Source organism: Xenophilus sp., assembly GCF_044462705.1.
Classification (GTDB): Bacteria; Pseudomonadota; Gammaproteobacteria; order Burkholderiales; family Burkholderiaceae_C; genus Xenophilus; species Xenophilus azovorans.
Map to the genome: position 1 here is coordinate 1 of NZ_JBIQNC010000316.1, position 3668 is coordinate 3668.

The following is a 3668-nucleotide window of genomic DNA, read 5'->3' on the forward strand; positions in this document are numbered from 1 at the left end:
TGATGGTCGACTACGTCTACTACGACGGCGCCGACGCACGCTTCCAGCCCCCGGCCGCCGAAATCAAGAAGTCGCGCGCCGCGGACTGAGCCGCCGCATCGCCCCACGATAGAAGAAGCGATCCATGAGTCTTTCCGGCCTGATCGTCCAGCTCCTGAACGGGCTGGCGTCCGCGTCCTCGCTGTTCCTGGTGGCGGCGGGGCTGTCGCTGATCTTCGGCGTCACGCGCATCGTCAACTTCGCCCATGGGTCCTTCTTCATGGTGGGCGTGTACGTCGCCTACACCCTGGCCGAGCGCCTGGGCGGCGCGCTCGGCGGCGCCGGCTTCTGGCTGGCGCTGCCGCTGGCGGCCATCGCGGTGGGGGTGCTGGGCGCCGTCATCGAGGTGCTGCTGCTGCGGCGCATCTACAAGGCGCCCGAACTCTTCCAGCTGCTGGCCACCTTCGCGCTGGTGCTGGTGATCAAGGACGCGGTGCTGTGGCTGTGGGGCCCCGACGAGCTGCTGGGCCCGCGCGCGCCGGGCCTGAGGGGCTCGGTGGAGATCCTGGGCCGGCAGTTCCCCTCCTACGACCTGTTCCTGATCGTGGTCGGCCCGCTGGTGCTGGGCCTGGTGTGGCTGCTGCTCACGCGCACCCGCTTCGGCACGCTGGTGCGCGCCGCCACGCAGGACCGCGAGATGGTCAGCGCCCTGGGCGTGAACCAGGCCTGGCTGTTCACCGCCGTGTTCGCCCTGGGCGCGCTGCTGGCCGGCCTGGGCGGCGCGCTGCAGCTGCCGCGCGAGCCGGCCACGCTGGAGATGGACCTGAACACCATCGGCGCCGCCTTCGTGGTGGTGGTGGTGGGCGGCATGGGCTCGCTGCCGGGCGCGTATGTCGCGGCGCTGCTGATCGCCGAGATCAAGGCGCTGTGTATCTGGCTGGGCGTGGTGGAGATCGCGGGCATCTCCATCTCGTTCTCCAAGCTCACGCTGGTGGTCGACTTCCTCGTCATGGCCGCCGTGCTGGTGTGGCGCCCCTGGGGCCTGATGGGCCGCGCGCAGGCGCCCAGCCGCTACGTGGGCATGCAGGAGGAGCCGCTGCGCCGCGCCGGCAAGGGCTACGTGGCGGCGGCCGCGGCGCTGGCCCTGGTGCTGGCGGCCGTGCCCTTCGCCACGGCCGACTCGCCTTACACCACCGTGCTGCTGATCGACCTGCTGGTGGCTGCCCTCTTCGCGGCCAGCCTGCACTTCATCATGGGGCCGGCGGGCATGCACTCCTTCGGCCACGCCGCCTACTTCGGCCTGGGCGCCTACGGCGCGGCGCTGCTGGCGCGCTCGGCCGGGCTGCCGATGGAGCTCACGCTGGTGGTCGCGCCGCTGATCGCAGCCGCCGGCGCCTTCGTCTACGGCTGGTTCGCGGTGCGCCTGTCGGGCGTGTACCTGGCGATGCTGACGCTGGCCTTCGCGCAGATCACCTGGGCCATCGTCTACCAGTGGGACAGCTTCACCGGCGGCAGCAACGGCCTGACGGGCGTGTGGCCCTCGCAGTGGCTGTCGGACAAGAACAACTACTACTGGCTGACGCTGGTGCTGGTGGGCGCGGGGCTGTGGTGGCTGCGCCGGGTGCTGTTCTCGCCCTTCGGCTATGCGCTGCGCGCCGGGCGCGACTCGGTGCTGCGCGCCGACGCCATCGGCATCGACGTCAAGCGCATGCAGTGGGCCGGCTTCATCGTCGCCGGGCTGGTGGCCGGCGCGGCGGGCGCGCTGTTCGCCTACTCCAAGGGCAGCATCTCGCCCGAGACGCTGGCGGTGGGCAAGTCGGTCGACGGCCTGGTGATGGTGCTGCTGGGCGGCCTGCAGACGCTGGCCGGGCCGGTGGTCGGCGCCTTCACCTTCACCTGGCTGCACGACACGGTGGCGCGCAACACCGACTACTGGCGCGCGATGCTGGGCGCCATCATCCTGATCCTGGTGCTGCTGTTCCCGCAGGGCATCGCGGGCTCGATCAAGCAGATCGCCGACCGCGTGCGCGGGCGCAAGGACGATGCCGCCGCCGACGAGGCGGCCCGGCATCCGATGCAGGCCGACGCCGCCGCGGGGGAGGCCGCACGATGAGCTTGTTGAAAGTCACCAACCTGGGCAAGTCCTTCGGCGGCGTGAAGGCCGTGGACGGCATCAGCTTCGAGCTGGCCAAGGGCGAGCTGCTGGCGCTGATCGGCCCCAACGGCGCCGGCAAGTCCACCACCTTCAACATGGTCAACGGCCAGCTCAAGGCCGACCAGGGCTCCATCACGCTGGACGGCACCGAGCTCATCGGCCTGAAGCCGCGCGAGATCTGGCGCCTGGGCGTGGGCCGCACCTTCCAGATCGCCGAGACCTTCGCCTCGCTGACGGTGGTGGAGAACGTGCAGATGGCGCTGCTCTCGCACGACCACAAGCTGTTCTCGATGTGGCGCCGCGCCTCGGACCACAAGCGCGACGAGGCGCTGGCGCTGCTCGAACAAGTGGGCATGAAGAGCCAGGCCGACCGGCCCTGCAGCGTGCTCGCCTACGGCGACGTCAAGCGCGTCGAGCTGGCGATCGCCATGGCCAACGACCCGAAGCTGCTGCTGATGGACGAGCCCACCGCCGGTATGGCGCCCAAGGAGCGCAACTCGCTGATGGCGCTGACCAAGCAGCTCGTGATCGACCGCGGCATGGCGGTGCTGTTCACCGAGCACAGCATGGACGTGGTGTTCGCGTACGCCGACCGCATGATCGTGCTGGCGCGCGGGCGGCTGATCGCCGGCGGCAAGCCGCTGGAGATCCGCGACCACCCGAAGGTGCAGGAGGTGTACTTTGGCACCGGCAAGACCTTCGAGAAGAAGAAGCAGACGGAGCCGACGGCATGACGAGCACCCCCGAGATCCTGCTGGAAGCCAAGTCGCTGTGCGCCTGGTACGGCGCCGCGCAGATCCTGTACGACGTGCACCTCGAGGTGGGCCGCGGCGAAGTGGTGGCGCTGATGGGCCGCAACGGCGCGGGCAAGTCCACCACGCTGAAGGCGCTGATGGGCATGCTGGCCAAGCGGCGCGGCGCGATCCGCTTCCTGGGGCACGATCTCTCGAAGGCCGAGCCGCACCATGCCGCGCGGCTGGGCCTGGGCTTCGTGCCGGAGGACCGGCGCGTGTTCACCGACCTGACGGTGACGGAGAACCTGGAGGTGGGCCGCCAGGCCGGCCGCCAGTGGGCCGACGGCAGCGCCGCGCCGCTGTGGACGCCCGAGAAGCTGTTCAAGCTCTTCCCCAACCTGGGCGAGATGCCCGACCGCCCCGGCGGGCGCATGAGCGGCGGCGAGCAGCAGATGCTGACCGTCGCGCGCACGCTGATGGGCAACCCGTACCTCGTGCTGCTGGACGAGCCCTCCGAGGGCGTGGCGCCGGTCATCGTCGAGCAGATGGCGAACATGATCCTGGAGCTGAAGGCGCAGGGCGTGTCGATCCTGCTGTCGGAGCAGAACATGCACTTCGCGGAGCTGGTCTCCGACCGCGCCTACGTGCTGGAAAAAGGGCAGATCCGCTATCACGCCACCATGGCCGAGCTGGCGGCCAACGAGGACGTGCGCCGCGCGTATCTGAGCGTCTGATCCGTTCATCCACCCGGAGGGCCTTGCCATGACGAACACACCTCAACGCCGCCGCTTCCTGCGCGC

Annotated in this window: 3 protein-coding genes; all 3 read left to right on the forward strand. The window is 70.1% G+C overall.

Going from position 1 to position 3668, the window contains the following annotated elements; translation table 11 throughout:
• The first annotated feature begins 124 nt into the window (after positions 1-124).
• The 3 genes from ACIY1X_RS25455 to ACIY1X_RS25465 are packed head-to-tail and all read left to right on the forward strand — an operon-like array spanning position 125 to position 3602.
• Positions 125-2092, forward strand: coding sequence for an ABC transporter permease (locus tag ACIY1X_RS25455; RefSeq protein WP_399686222.1), 1968 nt, complete (start codon positions 125-127; stop codon positions 2090-2092).
• Positions 2089-2868 (forward strand): ABC transporter ATP-binding protein, encoded by a 780-nt coding sequence (locus ACIY1X_RS25460; protein WP_399686225.1) that lies wholly within the window; start codon positions 2089-2091, stop codon positions 2866-2868. The genes ACIY1X_RS25455 and ACIY1X_RS25460 overlap by 4 nt, the downstream gene beginning before the upstream one ends.
• Positions 2865-3602 (forward strand): ABC transporter ATP-binding protein, encoded by a 738-nt coding sequence (locus ACIY1X_RS25465; protein WP_038217957.1) that lies wholly within the window; start codon positions 2865-2867, stop codon positions 3600-3602. The genes ACIY1X_RS25460 and ACIY1X_RS25465 overlap by 4 nt, the downstream gene beginning before the upstream one ends.
• Positions 3603-3668: the final 66 nt, after the last annotated feature.